The organism is Aeromicrobium sp. HA (assembly GCF_027171405.1).
Classification (GTDB): domain Bacteria; phylum Actinomycetota; class Actinomycetes; order Propionibacteriales; family Nocardioidaceae; genus Aeromicrobium; species Aeromicrobium tamlense.
The window spans coordinates 3,423,582-3,438,366 of the sequence record NZ_CP114372.1; the positions used below are offsets into that span (position 1 = coordinate 3,423,582).

A 14,785-nucleotide genomic window follows, 5' to 3' on the forward strand; every position below is an offset into this window, starting at 1 on the left:
TGGGTCGGTTTGACCACGTCAGGCCGCCCCGCGTACCGTTGAGGGGTCGTCTCGAACGACGTCCGCCGCGTGCCCATGAACAGTTCCGGTCATGGGCGAGCGGTGGCCACTCCAACCGGCCACGAATCCGTACCGAAGGACCTCCTGTGAGCAAGCGCACCTACCAGCCGAACAACCGTCGCCGCGCCAAGAAGCACGGCTTCCGCCTCCGCATGCGCACGCGTGCCGGCCGCTCGATCCTGGCCGCGCGCCGCCGCAAGGGCCGCGACAAGCTGTCGGCCTGATTCCGCGTGCTGCCGCGCGTGCACCGCATGCGCGACGGTGAGGTGTTCCGCCAGGCGATCCGCCGCGGTGGCAAGGGCGTCCAGCCCGACCTCGTCGTCCACGTGGGTGGACCTGTCGAACCGACGGACGTCACGTCCGTCGGTTTCGTCGTGTCGAAGAAGGTCGGTCCGGCGCACGATCGCAATCGCGTGAAGCGCCGGCTCCGTCACCTCATGCGCGAGCGCATCGACGCCGTCCCCACGGGCTCACGCGTGGTGATCCGCGCCCTTCCCGGCTCGGCCCACCGACGCGCGGCAGACCTCGGACCCCAACTCGACCAGGCGCTGCACACGGCGTCGTCGCGGATTCGGCCATGATGCGCTGGATCGTGGCGAGCCTGCTGCGCGCCTACCGACTGGTCATCAGCCCGATGTACGGGCAGGTGTGCCGCTACCACCCCAGCTGTTCGGCATACGCCCTCGAGGCGGTCGAGACGCACGGCGCCCTCAGGGGCTGCTGGCTCGCGATCCGTCGACTGGGCCGCTGTCACCCCTGGGCCGCGGGCGGGTTCGACCCCGTTCCGGGCCGTGATCGAGGAGAAGCATGTTCGACTTCCTAGGCACCATCGGCAGCGCCATCATGACGCCGCTGTACTACTTCGTGTCGGGAATCATCCTGGCGTGGCACTGGCTCTTCGAGCAGATCGGCATGGATCCCGACGGCGGCTGGACCTGGGTCCTGTCCATCGTCGGTCTGACCATCACGATCCGCGCGATGCTGATCCCGCTCTTCGTCAAGCAGATCAACTCCAGCCGCAACATGCAGCTGATCCAGCCGCAATTGCAGGAGCTGCGCAAGAAGTACGGTCACGACCGCGAGCGCTTCGCCCAGGAGCAGATGAAGCTGTTCCAGGAGACGGGCACGAACCCGTTCTCGTCCTGCATGCCGCTGCTGCTGCAGATGCCGATCTTCTTCGCCCTGTTCCGTGTGATCGACCAGGCGTCGCGCAAGGGTGCCGAGGGCGCGAAGGGCTTCCTTTCCGGTGATCAGGCCGAGTCCATCGCCAACGCGCAGTGGCTCGGTGGCAAGATCGCCGACACGTTCATCTCCAGCGAGCACCTCGAGACCAAGATCATCGCGATGGTCATGGTCGTGGCGATGTGCGCCACGCAGTTCTTCACGCAGAAGCAGCTGATGGCCAAGAACATGCCGCCGGAGGCGCTCAACGGCCCGTTCGCCCAGCAGCAGAAGATCCTGCTGTACGTGCTCCCCGTCGTCTTCGCGGTGTCGGGTGTGGCGTTCCCCCTCGGCGTGCTGGTCTACTGGACCACCTCGAACCTGTGGACCATGGGCCAGCAGTTCTGGGTCATCCGCAACAACCCCGCCCCCGGCACTCCGGCCTTCGCGGCGAAGCAGAAGCGCGACGCGGCCAAGGGCAAGATCGTCCAGGCTGACCCCGTCGTCGAGGCGAAGCAGGCGGCCGAGGAGCAGAAGGCCAAGCGTCAGCAGCCCAAGAAGAAGTCCCGCGACCAGCGTCGCAAGGGCGGCACGCCGCCCAAGCAGTCCCAGCCCCGCAAGGAGGATTCCGATGAGTGAGACCGATCTGGAGCGCGAGGGCGACATCGCCGCCGACTTCCTGGAGGAGCTGCTCGACATCGCCGACCTGGACGGCGACATCGACATCGATGTGGACGGCGACCGTGCCGCCGTGGAGATCATCGGGGGCAACCTGAGCCACCTCGTGGGTCGCGACGGCGAGGTTCTCGACGCCCTGCAGGAGCTCACCCGCCTGGCCGTGTACCGCGAGACCGGTGTGCGCAGCCGTCTGATGCTCGACGTCGACGGCCACCGAGCCGCCCGCAAGGCCGAGCTCGTCAAGATCGCCGCGGAGGCCATCGAGCGCGTGCAGGCCGAGGGCGAGTCCGTGGCCCTCGACGCCATGTCCCCCTTCGAGCGCAAGGTCATCCACGACGCGGTCGCCGACGCCGGCCTGCGCAGCGAGTCCGACGGTGCGGGCGCTGGTCGCCATGTCGTCGTGCTTCCGGCCGAGTGACCGTTTCACGTGAAACAGTGTTCGGCGAGCGGCTTCCGTTCGCCGAGCGCTACGCCGAACTCCTGGCGACGTCGGGCGTCGAGCGCGGCCTGATCGGCCCTCGCGAGGTCGACCGTCTGTGGGAGCGTCACCTCTTCAACTGCGCTGCCCCGGTCGCCCGCGTGCCTGAGGGTGCGTCCGTCGCCGATGTCGGTGCGGGCGCCGGACTCCCCGGCATGGTCTGGGCGATCGCTCGTCCCGATCTGCACGTGACGCTGATCGAACCCCTCCTCCGCCGCACGACGTGGCTGGAGGAAGTCGTCGCCGATCTGGGTCTCGAGAGCCAGGTGACCGTGCTGCGGTCCCGCGCCGAGGATGTCGATCAGACCTTTGACGTGGTGACCGCCCGCGCCGTGGCGGCACTCGACAAGCTCGCGCGCTGGTGCATGCCGCTGGTGCGGCCCGGAGGATTGCTGCTCGCCCTCAAGGGACGCAGTGCAGCAGAAGAGGTGGAGGCTGCGCGCGCCACCCTCGCTCGGCTCAAGGCCGGCGATATCGTGGTGGCGACGTACGGGCACCGGTGGGACCTCGAGGTTCCGACCACGCTCGTCGAAGTCCAGCGCCGATGACACGCCGTGGAACAGCGAATGTTCCACGTGAAACATGACAGGAGCCGTAGTGACGATTCCGACCGCCGCTGACTTCGCCGAGGAGCCGCTGGGGACGTCAGCGTCCACCCCCCTCGCCGACCAGGCCGGCTATCACGTCCAACTCATGGAGCGCCTGGCCTCCACAGGTCGCTACGAGCGACCGCGCCAGACGCGGGTGTTCGTCGTCGCCAACCAGAAGGGCGGCGTCGGCAAGACCACCACGTCGGTGAACCTCGCCGCGGCGATGGCGGCCCGCGGACTGTCCGTGCTGCTCATCGATCTCGACCCCCAAGGCAATGCCTCCACCGCGGCGGCGATCCCGCACGCATCGGGCACGCCGGGCACCTACGAGGTGCTCCTCGACGAGCTGCCGATCGACCACGCGGTCCAGACGAGCCCGGACGTGCCGGGACTACGCGTGGTGCCGGCCACGATCGACCTCGCCGGCGCCGAGATCGAGCTGGTGATGCTCGAGCAGCGCGAGCGTCGGCTCCGCAAGGCCATCGACACCTACCTCGCCGGGCCGGGTCGCGATGTCGACTACGTCTTCATCGACTGTCCCCCGTCGCTCGGCCTGCTGACCGTCAACGCCATGGTCGCCGCCCGTGAAGTACTGATCCCGATCCAGTGCGAGTACTACGCGCTGGAGGGCCTGAGCCAGCTGCTCGGCAACATCGAGCTGGTGCAGCAGCACCTGAACTCCGATCTCGACGTCTCCACGATCCTGCTGACGATGCACGACGCGCGCACCAACCTCTCGTCCAGCGTCGCTGCTGAGGTTCGAGGGCATTTCGGCGATCGCGTGCTCTCCACGGCGATCCCGCGCTCGGTCCGCATCAGCGAGGCACCGGGCTATCAGCAGACGATCATCACGTACGATCCCAACTCGACGGGAGCGCTGTCCTACCTGGAGGCCGCCCGCGAGATCACCCAGCGCGGCGCGGCGCCGGCCGACCAAGGAGCATCGTCATGAGCAACCCCCGACCCGGCCTCGGCCGTGGACTCTCCGCCCTGATCCCCACGTCGCCGGCGCAGGCGAAGGAGACCGGTCTGGCGGAGGTCACGGGAGCGCGCCTGCGTGACATCCCGGTCGGCCAGATCTCACCGAACCCGCGCCAGCCGCGCTCGGTCTTCGACGAGGAGGCCATGGCCGAGCTGGTGCACTCCATCAAGGAGATCGGACTGCTCCAGCCCATCGTGGTGCGGCAGACCGGTCCCGAGGCCTACGAGCTGATCATGGGGGAGCGGCGCTGGCGCGCCCACCAGAAGGCCGGACTCGACGCCATCACCGCGGTCGTCCGTGAGACCACCGACGAGGACCTGCTGCGCGACGCACTGCTGGAGAACCTCCACCGGTCCGAGCTGAACCCGCTGGAGGAGGCGGCCGCCTACCAGCAGCTGCTGGAGGACTTCGGCTGCACGCAGGAGGAGCTCTCCGAGCGCATCGGCCGCTCCCGCCCGCAGATCACCAACACGATCCGGCTCCTGAAGCTCCCCCCGGCGGTCCAGCGCCGCGTGGCGGCCGGGGTCCTGTCCGCGGGCCACGCCCGGGCGCTCCTGGCGGTGCCGAACCCCGAGCTGCAGGACCGACTCGCCTCGCGCGTGGTCGCCGAGGGCATCTCGGTGCGTCAGCTGGAGGAGATCGTCCGCTTCGGCGACGAGGAGGCCACGCCCTCGGCTCGCAAGCTCAACACCCGTCCCACCTCGCCCCGCGTGGGCGAGCTGGCGCACCGGCTCTCGGAGCGCTTCGACACCCGGGTGAAGGTCGACTTCGGCAAGTCCAAGGGCAAGATCGTGGTCGAGTTCGCCACGATCGGCGACCTGGAGCGCATCGTCGACCTCATGGACCCCGCGCCGAAGCCAGGCTGACGGTCCACTAGTCCACAAAACAACAAAGCCACTTGTCGACAAATCGACAAGTGGCTTTGTTGATGGTGGTGTGTCAGGCGACGAACTCCGAGATCTCGGTCAGGATCGCGGACTTCGGACGCACGCCCACGATGGAGCGGACGAGCTCGCCCTGGTAGTACAGGTTGATCGTCGGCAGGCCGGTGACCCGGTACTGAGCGGGCGTGACGGGGTTGGCGTCGGCGTCCATCTTGACGACGGTCAGCGCGCCCTCCTTCTCGTTCGCGATCTCCTCGAGAATGGGAGCGAGCTGGCGGCACGGGCCGCACCAGGACGCCCAGAAGTCGACGAGCACGGGGCCCTCGGCCTTCAGGACGGTGGACTCGAAGTCGGCGTCGGTGACGGCGGCGATGTCAGCCATGGATTCTCCTCAGGGGTGGTGTGGTGGTCAGTCGGTCAGGGCGACCGCGGGCTCGGGGAGGCCGGCATGCTCGATGTCGGCCAGGAAGCGCTCGGCGTCCAGGGCGGCCTGGCAGCCGGTGCCGGCGGCGGTGATCGCCTGGCGGTACGTGTGGTCGACGAGGTCGCCGGCCGCGAAGACGCCGCGCAGGTTCGTGGCGGTGGAGCCGGCCTGCGTCAGCACGTAGCCCTCGTCGTCGAGGTCGACCTGGCCGACCAGCAGCTCCGAGCGCGGATCGTGGCCGATCGCGATGAACAGGCCGCTGATGTCGAGGCGGCGCGTCTCGCCGTTCGTGGTGTCGCGCAGGGTGACGCCCTCGAGGATGCCGTCGCCGTGGATCTCGGCGACCTCGCTGTTCCACGCGAACTCGAGCTTGTCGTTCGCGAAGGCGCGGTCGGCCATGATCTTGCTGGCGCGCAGCTCGTCGCGGCGGTGCACGAGGGTGACCTTGTCGGCGAAGCGGGTGAGGAACAGGGCCTCCTCGACAGCGGAGTCGCCACCACCGACCACGGCGATGTCCTTGCCGCGGAAGAAGAAGCCGTCGCACGTGGCGCACCAGCTGACACCGTGACCGGACAGCGCGTCCTCGCCCTCGATGCCGAGCTTGCGGTAGCCCGAGCCCATCGCCAAGATCACCGCGTGCGCCTGGAAGGTGGAGCCGTCGGCGAGCTTCACGGTCTTGACGTCGCCCGTGAGGTCGACCGAGGTGACGTCGTCGGCGACGAGGTCGGCACCGAAGCGCTCGGCCTGGGCGCGGAGGTTGTCCATGAGCGCCGGGCCCATGATGCCGTCGGGGAAGCCGGGGAAGTTCTCCACGTCGGTGGTGTTCATCAGGGCACCACCGGCCGTCACGGAGCCCTCGAAGACGAGCGGCTTGAGGTTGGCACGTGCGGCGTAGATGGCAGCGGTGTACCCGGAGGGGCCGGAGCCGATGATGATGAGACTGCGGACGTCGGTCATGAAGGAGCGCTTTCGATCGGGTTCACGTGCTTCAACGGATTCTAGGCGGTGAATGTTCCCCGCCGTCGCGGTCGACTCACCGGCCGCGGACGATCGCGCGGCGGATCTCGCCGCGGTACTCGCCGTCGCCGATCTGGGGCAGCTCGCGGAGCCACACGACGACGTAGCGGGTGCGCACGTCGCGTGGCAGGGCGACCGAGAGGTCCTCGGCCGCGCTGTTGAGGGTGGCGACCTCGCGCAGGTCGTCGAGGTTCCGCGGCAGCTCCGAGATCGAGGAGGGCGCCGTGAGGATCGACAGGTCGGTCGGGGTGCCCGCGAGGCGCAGCCGGACCTGCTCCACCTGGCGCACGGTGCCGAGGTCGAGGATCAGCCCGACGCCGTCCTTGAGACCGCCGAGGTCGGCGCGTCCGTAGTACGTGGAGGTGCGCCAGCCGGTCTCGGGGTCGTCGTCGAGGATCGCCTGGGTGAGCTCGGGGTTCTCGCGGCGGTCCTCGCCCTGCGGGTCGAAGTCGACGACGCGTGCCAGCGGCAGCACCCGCACGGGCGTCTCGGGCGCCGACTGGGCGTACGGGTCGCCCACCTGGCCGGCTTCACGCCCGACGAGGAACGCCAGCACGCCCGACAGCACGATCGCGGTGATGAGTCCCAGCAGGATCAGGGCGCGGTCGCCGTGCGTCATCATCTGCATGCGCGCGGTGAACCGCTCGCGACGCGTGGGCGGCTTCGGCTCGTACGCCTTGGGCCGGCGCCTCGGGGGCTCGAGACCGGGGGGCGGGCCCGACGGCTCCACCACGGGGTCGAGGCGCAGCAGGTCGGGCGAGGTCACGTCGTAGCCGAGCGGCTCGTCGAAGAGGTCCTCGTCGCCCTCGCCGGCCTCGTAGAGCGCCCGCGCGATCTCCTCGGCCGACGTCAGGGCGTCGTAGGGGTGCCGCGACGGCTCGAGGATGCGGTCGCAGATCTCGTCGACGTCGCGCAGCACCCCGGCGCGCACCTGGCGGGGGCGCAGCAGGTGCCCGTGCTCGGTGGGGGCGGCGCGCAGGCCGTCGACGTGGCCGCCGGGCCACCGGCTGACGAGGCAGGCGTAGAGGACCTTGCCCAGCGCGACCACATCAGCCGCACGGTACGAGGCGAGGTCGTCGTCGGAGTCCTGGTGGTCGGCGGGAGCCAGCGCGGTGGCGACGCCCAGACCCACGATGCGCACCGCGCCGGACTCCTTGAGGAGGATCTGGTGCGGCGTGAGGCGCCGGTGCACGAGGCCCCGGTCGTGGGCGTGCGCGAGGGACTCGGCCACCTCCGCCACGATCGCGGCGGCACGACGGTTGGGCAGCGGCGACTGGGCCAGCAGCCGGCTCAGCGGCGTGGCCTTGGCCCACTCGCGCACCACCACGTGCACGCCGTCCTCGTCCTGCAGCAGGTCGAGGACCCGCAGGAAGCGGTGGTCGGTGACGCTGGTGGAGCGGCGGGCAGCCTCGAGGAAGTTGGCGCCGCGAGGGTCGTCGGCCGGCAGCAGCTCGACCCGCACGTTGCGGTGCAGCACCCGGTCGACCGCGCGCCAGTTGGAGGCACCGAGGCTCTCGCTGACGAGGTCGGCCAGCTCGTACCGCGAGGCGAGCACGTCGCCGGAGACGTGCGGTCTCCGGTCGCTCATCAGTCCTCCTCGGCCGGTGCGGGCGCACCTCCGACCATCGTACGTGCGTCAGCCTCGACGCAGGACGCTGGAGACGACATAGCGCAGCTCCTCGACGCGCAGCAGTCGCGCAGCCAGCACGGTGGCCGCGGCACCGGCCGCTCCGACGACGACGAGCTCGCCGAGAGCCCAGGCGGGAGAGGGGTTCCCGGTCACCAGGAACCGCTCCCAGCCCCAGCGCCCGAGCAGCATCACGACGGCCGCGACGGCGCACACTAGGACGAGCCGCACCACGAAGCGGACGGTCTCGGGATCGGCCAGGGTGCCGATGCGGCGCGACAGCACGGTGGCCGAGACGGCGAGGCCGATCGTGTAGGCCAGGCCGTACGCCAGGGCGAGGCGCGTGGAGACCTCGATCGGCGGGGCGCCGGTGGTGACCGCGACGGCCAGAGCGATGTTGGCCACGGCGATCACGGTCTGGATGAAGAACGGGGTGCGCGTGTCCTCGAGTGCGTAGAAGCCGCGCAGCACGACGTAGTGCAGGCTGAACATCACGAGCGCGAGGGCGAAGGCCGAGATCGTGGTGCCGATCGCGTCGGTGTTGCCGCGCGCGGCGCCGAAGCCGGCGAGCACCGAGGCCACGGGCGAGCCCAGGCACGCCACCGCGACCGCGATCGGCGCGATCAGCATGAGGGCCAGCCGCAGGGTGCGGCTCAGCTCGAGGCGCATCCGGGCGTAGTCGTGCTCGGCCGCTCGGGCCGCCAGCGTGGGGATGATCGCCGTCGCCAGCGACACCGTGATGACGCCGTGCGGCACCTGGCTGATGAGGAAGCCGACGTCGTAGACGACCTGGCCCGCACTCGGGACGCCCTCCTTCTTGCCCTCGATGTCAGCGCTGGACGCCAGGCGCACGATGACGAAGTACGAGATCTGGTTGACCACGATGAACGCGAGGGTCCACGCGCCGAGGCGCAGGGTGTGCCCGAGGCCGACCCCGCGAAAGTCGAAGCGCGGGCGGAAGCGGAAGCCCACCTGACGCAGGTACGGCACGAGCACGAGCGCCTGCACCGCGATGCCGAGCGTGGAGCCCAGGCCGAGCAGCCAGGCCTCACCGGTGCTGAAGCCGTCGGCGGCGCCCGGGGTGGCGACCCCGAAGACCACGGCGTAGGCGCCCAGCACGCCGAGGGCGACGAGGTTGTTGACGATCGGCGCCCACATCATCGGGCCGAACCGCTGGCGCGAGTTCAGGATCTGGCCCACCAGCACGAAGGCGCCGTAGAAGAACACCTGCGGCATGCACAGCAGCATCAGCAGCTGGGCCGACTCGCGCTGGCGCGTGAAGTCGTCGGTGAACAGGTCGGGACCGAACAGCAGCCGCAGCAGCACCGGCACCGCGAGCATGAGCACGACCGTGGCGATGCCCAGGACGAGCAGGCCGAGGGTGATGATCCGGTTGGCGTACGCGTCGCCGCCGTCGGGATCGTTCTTCATCGCGCGCACCAGCTGCGGTACGAGGACGACGTTGAAGATGCCGCCCGCGACGAGGATGTAGAGCGAGTTCGGGATCGAGTTCGCGACGTTGAACAGCGAGCCGTTCAGCGCGGAGCCGACCACGGCCAGCAGCACGAGCGAGCGCAGCAGGCCCGTGATGCGCGAGACGATCGTCCCGAGCGCCATCCAGGCGCTGGCGCGCGCGAGGTTCGGGTCAGTCATCGAGGTCCTCGGCGTCGGTCGCGGGGGCGGCGGCCTCGGCACCCCGGCGGCGCCGGCGGCCGAGGAACCGGCGGGCCCACGTGAAGATCACGAGGAGTCCGGCGGCGGCCATCGTGGCCCACACGATCAGGCCGACGTTGCTGGTGCGGATGTTGAAGACGGCGGGCTCGCCGAAGGTCACGCCGGCCTCGGTGGCCAGGCGGGCGCTCACGGTGCTGGAGGTCTGGTCGCCGAGGTCGACCTGGACGGTGAACGTGTGCCGCTCGCCGGCGTCGATCTCGACGGGCTCGATGTCGTCGACGCTCAACCCGGGGTTGTCGGCGACGAGCTCGAGCCCCACGCGCACGGTGCTGTCGGTCTCGTTGGAGAGCGTGAGCGGGAACCCGCCGCGGCTGCTCGACAGCGTGATGGTGGAGGGACTGTCGATGGAGATGTCGTCGAGCTCGGACTCGAGCGCCTCGGTCTCGGCGGCGATCCTCGCGTCGAGGGCGGCCTGGTCGGTGCGCCAGCGCACGGACAGCAGCGAGGCGAGGTCGCGGTCGTGGTCGGGCCGGCTGGGGTCCACCACGATCGCGTCGTGGAGGTCGGCGACCTTCGACAGGTTGGCGATGCGGTCGAGCGTGGAGGCGCCGAGCGAGGTGGTGTCGACCTCCTCCAGCACGGCGCCGCTGTAGCTGACGGGCGCGGAGCGGACCAGCTCGGTGGCGGTGGCCGGCCGGGTCAGGCCGCCCGAGCCGCGCGTGGTGATCACGCGCGCGACCACCTGGCCGCCCGTGGTGCCGGGATCCCAGCTGGGATCGACGATCGTCATCGCGTCGGCGCGCGACTTCGGGTCGCTCTCGCGCTCGAGCGCTCCCAGTGCGGCGTCGGTGAGGATCCGCTGGCGCAGGGTCACGGCGGTCTCGCTGCCGGGAACGTCGGGGAGGGCGCCGTTGACCAGCAGCGGCAGCGGGCCGTTGCGCGTCTCGAGGCTCACGACCGAGCCCAGCCGCGGCTCCCACCCGGGCACGCTCTGGCGCGACACCACGGTGGGGCCCTCGCCGCGGCTGCGGATGTCCTCGAGCATGGGCAGCGTGGTGCCCGCGATGGTGGGCCACGACGCGCGCGGCCCGGTGAGCGCGTGGTCGGCGAGCGCGTCGGCCGTCGCGTCGTCGACGACGTTCCACAGCGTCTCGGCGTTCTCGGGGTAGCGGTTGAGCGCCAGCTCGTCGGGCCGGGCGTAGGAGACGATCCACGTGGTGGAGCCGAGGGCGAGCTCGCGCAGGTCGGCCAGCCAGTCGACCACCGCCGCGGCCTGGTCGGTGGTGAGCTCGACGTCCTTCGGCGGACTCTCCGCGTCGGTCAGCGGCGCGAGCTCGTCGAGCAGGGAGGGGTCGAGCACCACGGTTCGACCCTCGCGCGGCGTCGCGGCGGCGGCGTCGAGGTAGTGGCGCAGCTGTCCGTCCTGCACGGAGGCGAGGATCTCCTCGGGCTCGGCCTCCTCGGGCGTCCACGTGGGGGTGAACGGCCAGACGAGGCCGGCGGGGATCGGCGTGGCGGGGTTCGGCACCCACGGCAGGAAGGTGGTGGCGCGCGCCACCGCGTCGTTCGAGCGCTGGCCCTCCTCGTCGGTGGCCAGCACCTGCACGCCGACGGGATAGACGCCGCCGGCGCCGGAGAGGCCCAGCTTCGACACCGGCACCTCGATGCGGAAGCGACGGAACGAGCCCGGCGCGATGTCGCCCAGCTCGGCGAACGAGCCGGCGTCGACCACGCGCTCGCCCGTGTAGGACTGGCCGTCCTCGATCGCCGCCTCGATCTGCGCGCGCGACTCGAACGGGCTGCGCGGGATGACCAGGTAGGCCTGCACCGAGGTCCACGGCGTGGAGCCGGTGTTGCGGACGATGCCGCTCATCGTGATGGTGGCCTTCGCGGACAGCCGCGTGGGCGTCAGACCGTCGATCCGCACCCCCAGCGAGCCGTCGGAGGCGGTGGCCGTGGGGCTCGGCGAGCCCACCAGCAGTGACACCGCGACCACGAAGGCGGTCAGCCAGGCGCGGAACGTCACCACGTCATCGTAGTGGGACGGGCGACGGCTTCCGCGGCTGCGACTCAGCGCGCGGCCCACCACGCGCGCAGCGCCTCGATCGCCTGGTCCTCGGGCAGGGGGCCGCGATCCATGCGCAGGTCGAGCAGGAAGCGGTACGCCTCGCCCACCTCGCGGCCGGGTCCGATCCCCAGCACCTCCATGATCCGGTTGCCGTCGAGGTCGGGCCGGATGGACTGGAGCTCCTCCTGCGCCTCGAGCTGGGCGATCCGGGTCTCGAGGTCGTCGTAGGTGCGCTGGAGCCGCAGCGCCTTGCGCTGGTTGCGCGTGGTGCTGTCGGCGCGGGTGAGGATGTGCAGCCGCTCGAGCAGCGGGCCGGCGTCGCGCACGTAGCGGCGCACCGCCGAGTCGGTCCACTCGCCCGACCCGTAGCCGTGGAACCGCAGGTGCAGCTCGACGAGGGTGGAGACGTCGTCGGTGATCTCGTTCGGGTACCGCAGGGCGCGCATCCGCTTGCGGGCGAGCTTCGCGCCGACCACGTCGTGGTGGTGGAACGTCACCTGGCCGTCGCCGGTGAAGCGGCGCGTCCTCGGCTTGCCGATGTCGTGCAGCAGCGCCGCCAGCCGGATCGTGAGGTCGGGACGCTCGTCGAGCCGGTGCTCCAGCTCGATCGCCTGCTCCAGGACGGTGAGCGAGTGCTCGTAGACGTCCTTGTGGCGGTGGTGCTCGTCGCGCTCGAGCTGCAGCGCTGGCAGCTCGGGCAGCACCCGCTCGGCCAGTCCGGTGTCGACGAGCACGCGCAGGCCCTGCACGGGGTGGTCGGACAGCAGCAGCTTGTTGAGCTCGTCGCGGACGCGCTCGGCCGAGACGATCTCGATGCGGTCGGCCATCGCGACCATCGCCTCGGTGACGTCGGGCGCGCAGAGGAAGCCGAGCTGGCCCACGAAGCGCGCGGCGCGCATCATCCGCAGCGGGTCGTCGCCGAAGGAGACGTCGGGCCCGATCGGCGTGCGCAGGGTGCGGTCGGCGAGGTCGTCGAGGCCGCCGTGGACGTCGACGAACTCGAGGTCGGGCAGCCGCACGGCCATCGCGTTGACGGTGAAGTCGCGGCGGGCGAGGTCGTCGGACAGGTTCGTGCCGAACGCGACGACGGGCTTGCGGGACTCGGGGTCGTACTCGTCGGCGCGGTACGTGGTGATCTCGAGCATCTCGGCGCCCTTGCGCACGCCGATCGTGCCGAAGGCGCGTCCCACGTCCCACGTGGTGTCGGCCCAGCCCTCGACGATCGCCTCGATCTGCTCGGGCGAGGCCGAGGTGGTGAAGTCCAGGTCGGTGACGGCGCGGCCCAGCAGGGCGTCGCGGACGGGTCCGCCGACGAGGGCGATCTCCTGACCGGCGTCCGAGAATCGGGCGCCCAGATCGGTGAGCACGGGGTGGTTCGCCCGCAGCTCGTCGAGGCGCGTCGTCTCGTGCGCAGTCAGCTCAGCCACGAGGGTCGAGTCTATCGGTGACGCCGTGACGTCACGTATGCTGGCGCACATGGAGAACTGAGATCCCGCCACGCCCACCCGCGACCCCGGAGATCTCATGTCATCCTTCCTCTCTCTTTCCCATGCCTCGTTCGTGCTGCCCGCGGGGCGCACGATCCTCCATGACCTCACGTTCGGCCTCGCGCCGGGTCGTCACGGACTCGTCGGTGACAACGGCAGCGGCAAGTCCACTCTGTTGCGGCTGATGGCCGGCGAGCTGGCGCCCACGGCGGGCACGATCGACGTCCACGGCCGGCTGGCGTACCTGCCGCAGGCGCGGGCGGCCGCCGGTGCCACCGTCGCCGACGTGCTCGGGGTGGCCGCGGCACTCGCCGCGCTGGCCCGCATCGAGGGCGGATCGGTCGACCCCGCCGACTACGACCTCGTCGGCGACGGCTGGGACCTGCCCGACCGCATCGAGCGCTGGCTCGACCGCGTCGGCCTCGCCGGGATCGAGCCCTCCCGACCCGTGAGCTCGGTGTCGGGCGGCGAGGCGACCCTGCTGCGACTGGCCGGGTTGATGCTCGCCGAGCCCGAGATCCTCCTGCTCGACGAGCCGACGAACGACCTCGACGGCCCGGCGCGCGAGCGGCTCGAGGACATCGTCGACGCGTTCACCGGCGTGCTCGTCGTGGTCAGCCACGACCGTCGGCTGCTCGAGCGGATGGACCACATCGGCGAGGTGCGCGCCGGCGCCGTGCGCTGGTTCGGTGGCGCGTTCAGCGACTACGCGTCCGCGGTCGAGGCCGAGCAGGAGGCCGCGCTGCGTGCGGTGTCCGCCGCGAAGGCCGACGTGCGCCGGCAGCGCCAGGACCTCGTCGACCAGCAGACCAAGCAGGCGCGGCGCGACCGCCAGGGACGCGCCAACGCCGGCAGCCTGCCGAGGATCGTGGCCGGCGCCTACCAGCGCAAGGCCGAGGTCAGCGCCGGGCGGCTCCGCGGGATGCACGAGGACCGGCTGGAGAGCTCGCGCTCGGTCCTGGCGGCCGCGGAGGACCGCGTGCGCGACGACCGGAGGATCCGCGTGGACCTGCCGGACACCGAGGTGCCGCCGCGCCGCGAGGTGCTGCGCGCCGAGGGCCTCGTGCCGGCGTTCGGCACCGCGCGACCGATGGACCTCGACCTGCGCGGGCCCGAGCGGATCGCACTCGTGGGCCGCAACGGCGCCGGGAAGTCGTCGCTGCTGCGGGCGATGCTGGGACGGCAGGAGCCGCGGGCCGGACAGGTCACGGTCCACGTGCCGTGGCGCTACCTCCCGCAGGGGGTGGACCTGCTCGACCCCGAGCTGACGGTCCTGGAGAACGTGCGCCGGGCCGCTCCCGAGGCCGAGCCCCACGCCGTGCGTGCGCAGCTCGCGCGGTTCCTGTTCCGAGGCAATGCGGTCGACCAGGTGACCGGCACGCTCTCGGGTGGCGAGCGCTGGCGTGCCACCCTCGCGAGCCTGCTGCTCGCCACGCCGGCGCCCCAGCTGCTGGTGCTCGACGAGCCGACCAACAACCTCGACCTCGCGAGCGTCGCCCACCTCACCGAGGTGCTCGAGGCCTATCGCGGCGCCCTGCTCGTCGTCAGCCACGACGAGCCCTTCCTGGCCGATCTCGCCCTCGACCGCAGGCTCGAGGTGGGGTGAAGTTTCCCCCCGCTCTGTGACAGAAGACCCGGTTGACCGGGGAAACGTC

15 protein-coding genes are annotated in these 14,785 nt (G+C 71.0%); 9 read left to right on the forward strand and 6 right to left on the reverse strand.

Features of this window, described 5'->3' with window-relative positions; translation table 11 throughout:
- Nucleotides 1-146: 146 nt before the first annotated feature.
- The 8 genes from rpmH (at nucleotide 147) to O3S82_RS17020 (ending at nucleotide 4,815) form a co-directional block, all read left to right on the forward strand.
- Nucleotides 147-284 (forward strand): 50S ribosomal protein L34, encoded by a 138-nt coding sequence (gene rpmH / locus O3S82_RS16985; RefSeq protein ID WP_078699619.1) that lies wholly within the window; start codon nucleotides 147-149, stop codon nucleotides 282-284.
- Between the two features lie 6 nt (nucleotides 285-290).
- A complete protein-coding gene (gene rnpA, locus O3S82_RS16990; protein WP_179427371.1) occupies nucleotides 291-641 on the forward strand; it encodes a ribonuclease P protein component in 351 nt (116 codons plus the stop codon).
- Nucleotides 641-883, forward strand: coding sequence for a membrane protein insertion efficiency factor YidD (gene yidD, locus O3S82_RS16995; protein ID WP_269307080.1), 243 nt, complete (start codon nucleotides 641-643; stop codon nucleotides 881-883). The genes rnpA and yidD overlap by 1 nt, the downstream gene beginning before the upstream one ends.
- Nucleotides 868-1,860, forward strand: a complete 993-nt coding sequence (gene yidC, locus O3S82_RS17000; RefSeq protein ID WP_269304452.1) for a membrane protein insertase YidC — start codon at nucleotides 868-870, stop codon at nucleotides 1,858-1,860. The genes yidD and yidC overlap by 16 nt, the downstream gene beginning before the upstream one ends.
- Nucleotides 1,853-2,317: a Jag family protein gene (locus tag O3S82_RS17005; protein WP_179427367.1), complete on the forward strand. Its 465-nt coding sequence runs from the start codon at nucleotides 1,853-1,855 to the stop codon at nucleotides 2,315-2,317. The genes yidC and O3S82_RS17005 overlap by 8 nt, the downstream gene beginning before the upstream one ends.
- 17 nt (nucleotides 2,318-2,334) lie before the next feature.
- Nucleotides 2,335-2,925 (forward strand): 16S rRNA (guanine(527)-N(7))-methyltransferase RsmG, encoded by a 591-nt coding sequence (rsmG, locus tag O3S82_RS17010; RefSeq protein ID WP_269304455.1) that lies wholly within the window; start codon nucleotides 2,335-2,337, stop codon nucleotides 2,923-2,925.
- Nucleotides 2,926-3,070: 145 nt separating this feature from the next.
- The gene (locus O3S82_RS17015; RefSeq protein ID WP_269307081.1) at nucleotides 3,071-3,919 is read left to right on the forward strand and encodes a ParA family protein; all 849 of its coding nucleotides are present in this window, start codon (nucleotides 3,071-3,073) and stop codon (nucleotides 3,917-3,919) included.
- Complete coding sequence (locus tag O3S82_RS17020) at nucleotides 3,916-4,815, forward strand: ParB/RepB/Spo0J family partition protein (RefSeq protein WP_269304457.1); 900 nt, start codon at nucleotides 3,916-3,918, stop codon at nucleotides 4,813-4,815. Before O3S82_RS17015 ends, O3S82_RS17020 begins: the two co-directional genes overlap by 4 nt.
- A 73-nt stretch (nucleotides 4,816-4,888) precedes the next feature.
- Here the strand turns inward: O3S82_RS17020 and trxA are convergent, their stop codons facing one another.
- The 6 genes from trxA to O3S82_RS17050 all read right to left on the reverse strand — a co-directional run bounded on the left by trxA (nucleotide 4,889) and on the right by O3S82_RS17050 (nucleotide 13,121).
- Nucleotides 4,889-5,215, reverse strand: coding sequence for a thioredoxin (gene trxA / locus O3S82_RS17025; protein WP_179427359.1), 327 nt, complete (start codon nucleotides 5,213-5,215; stop codon nucleotides 4,889-4,891).
- A gap of 27 nt (nucleotides 5,216-5,242) precedes the next feature.
- Nucleotides 5,243-6,214: a thioredoxin-disulfide reductase gene (gene trxB, locus O3S82_RS17030; protein ID WP_179427357.1), complete on the reverse strand. Its 972-nt coding sequence runs from the start codon at nucleotides 6,212-6,214 to the stop codon at nucleotides 5,243-5,245.
- A 76-nt stretch (nucleotides 6,215-6,290) separates the two neighbouring features.
- The gene (locus tag O3S82_RS17035) at nucleotides 6,291-7,862 is read right to left on the reverse strand and encodes a protein kinase family protein (protein WP_179427355.1); all 1,572 of its coding nucleotides are present in this window, start codon (nucleotides 7,860-7,862) and stop codon (nucleotides 6,291-6,293) included.
- Between the two features lie 48 nt (nucleotides 7,863-7,910).
- Nucleotides 7,911-9,554: a murein biosynthesis integral membrane protein MurJ gene (gene murJ, locus O3S82_RS17040; RefSeq protein ID WP_269304461.1), complete on the reverse strand. Its 1,644-nt coding sequence runs from the start codon at nucleotides 9,552-9,554 to the stop codon at nucleotides 7,911-7,913.
- Nucleotides 9,547-11,601: a DUF6049 family protein gene (locus O3S82_RS17045; RefSeq protein WP_269304464.1), complete on the reverse strand. Its 2,055-nt coding sequence runs from the start codon at nucleotides 11,599-11,601 to the stop codon at nucleotides 9,547-9,549. The genes murJ and O3S82_RS17045 overlap by 8 nt, the downstream gene beginning before the upstream one ends.
- 44 nt (nucleotides 11,602-11,645) lie before the next feature.
- Nucleotides 11,646-13,121 carry a CCA tRNA nucleotidyltransferase gene (locus O3S82_RS17050; protein WP_442864736.1) on the reverse strand — a complete coding sequence of 492 codons (1,476 nt, stop codon included), beginning with the start codon at nucleotides 13,119-13,121 and terminating at the stop codon, nucleotides 11,646-11,648.
- A 46-nt stretch (nucleotides 13,122-13,167) separates the two neighbouring features.
- On the opposite strand from O3S82_RS17050, the gene O3S82_RS17055 reads away from it, so the two are divergent.
- Nucleotides 13,168-14,736 (forward strand): ABC-F family ATP-binding cassette domain-containing protein, encoded by a 1,569-nt coding sequence (locus tag O3S82_RS17055; RefSeq protein WP_269304468.1) that lies wholly within the window; start codon nucleotides 13,168-13,170, stop codon nucleotides 14,734-14,736.
- Nucleotides 14,737-14,785 lie beyond the last annotated feature (49 nt).

Bases quoted from the DNA above. Each gene is read 5' to 3' on its own strand.
- yidD (WP_269307080.1), top strand. From the start codon at position 641: ATGCGCTGGATCGTGGCGAGCCTGCTGCGCGCCTACCGACTGGTCATC.
- yidC (WP_269304452.1), top strand. From the start codon at position 868: ATGTTCGACTTCCTAGGCACCATCGGCAGCGCCATCATGACGCCGCTG.
- O3S82_RS17005 (WP_179427367.1), top strand. From the start codon at position 1,853: ATGAGTGAGACCGATCTGGAGCGCGAGGGCGACATCGCCGCCGACTTC.
- O3S82_RS17015 (WP_269307081.1), top strand. From the start codon at position 3,071: ATGGAGCGCCTGGCCTCCACAGGTCGCTACGAGCGACCGCGCCAGACG.
- O3S82_RS17020 (WP_269304457.1), top strand. From the start codon at position 3,916: ATGAGCAACCCCCGACCCGGCCTCGGCCGTGGACTCTCCGCCCTGATC.
- trxA (WP_179427359.1), bottom strand. From the start codon at position 5,215: ATGGCTGACATCGCCGCCGTCACCGACGCCGACTTCGAGTCCACCGTC.
- trxB (WP_179427357.1), bottom strand. From the start codon at position 6,214: ATGACCGACGTCCGCAGTCTCATCATCATCGGCTCCGGCCCCTCCGGG.
- O3S82_RS17035 (WP_179427355.1), bottom strand. From the start codon at position 7,862: ATGAGCGACCGGAGACCGCACGTCTCCGGCGACGTGCTCGCCTCGCGG.
- murJ (WP_269304461.1), bottom strand. From the start codon at position 9,554: ATGACTGACCCGAACCTCGCGCGCGCCAGCGCCTGGATGGCGCTCGGG.
- O3S82_RS17050 (WP_442864736.1), bottom strand. From the start codon at position 13,121: ATGTGCGCCAGCATACGTGACGTCACGGCGTCACCGATAGACTCGACC.
- O3S82_RS17055 (WP_269304468.1), top strand. From the start codon at position 13,168: ATGTCATCCTTCCTCTCTCTTTCCCATGCCTCGTTCGTGCTGCCCGCG.